Here is a 764-nt window from a genome sequence, read left to right as displayed (position 1 = left end):
GCCCCTGCTCCCTGATTAGGGATAACTTTTGTTTGAAAGCCTGCCTGTTTAAGAGCGCTCTCAAAACTCACATTGTGTACACGGTCTCTTGTTGCACCATCATGGGGGAGAACCATCAATGCCTTCTCATAGCCATTCTGACGTAACCAGCCTATGTGCTCGGATAATGGCTGTCCCTGTGCTTCGTAATAATTAAGCACTCTAATTTCTCGCCCCACAAACTGTGCTATCCATATCGCCGTGGCATCTGCCTTGGCGCCTGTCCCCCCAATATCCCAAAAAGCACGTATTTGCATTAAAGGGTCACGAGCAACACGCCCTATCCGCCCCTCCTGCTCGGCTGCCAACATCTCTTTCTGATAATAAGCGCCTTGAACCGCTGTAAGATAAGCCCCTTCCCAGATATGCTTATAGGTCTCTGGACGGTTTCTCAGATCATCAAGCCGCGCTTCATTCAAGATCTTGGGAAACTTCGGATTGTCTGACCAGTTGATCTCAACACGCTTGATTGCCTCATTGTCTGAAAAGCGAAACCGCTTCTCAACGGGGGCATTCTCTCGCAACGGGTTCCATGTCACCCATAATTCTGCCCGCCATCCCTCTCCTTCTTCTCGCAAAGTCGGTATAAGCGTTTGCCAAGCCGTCTCTGTTACCGGCTCTGCTTCATCAACCCAACAAAGCAAAATGCGCCCCATCGATTTAATGCTCGCAATATTACGGTCCAGACCAGAAAACTGAAAGGCTACGCGACCATCTATCGACTT

At 49.6% G+C, this 764-nt stretch carries 1 protein-coding gene; it reads right to left on the bottom strand.

Features of this window, described 5'->3' with window-relative positions; translation table 11 throughout:
- On the bottom strand, nucleotides 1-764 hold a 764-nt coding region (locus tag ACFIL8_RS11615), incomplete at both ends, for a phage terminase large subunit (protein ID WP_375689937.1).

The sequence above is a fragment of the Bartonella sp. AP57NXGY genome, assembly GCF_042195805.1.
Lineage (GTDB): Bacteria > Pseudomonadota > Alphaproteobacteria > Rhizobiales > Rhizobiaceae > Bartonella.
Note: the sequence above shows the minus strand (reverse complement) of the source record. Positions and strands in the feature narration are given on the sequence as shown.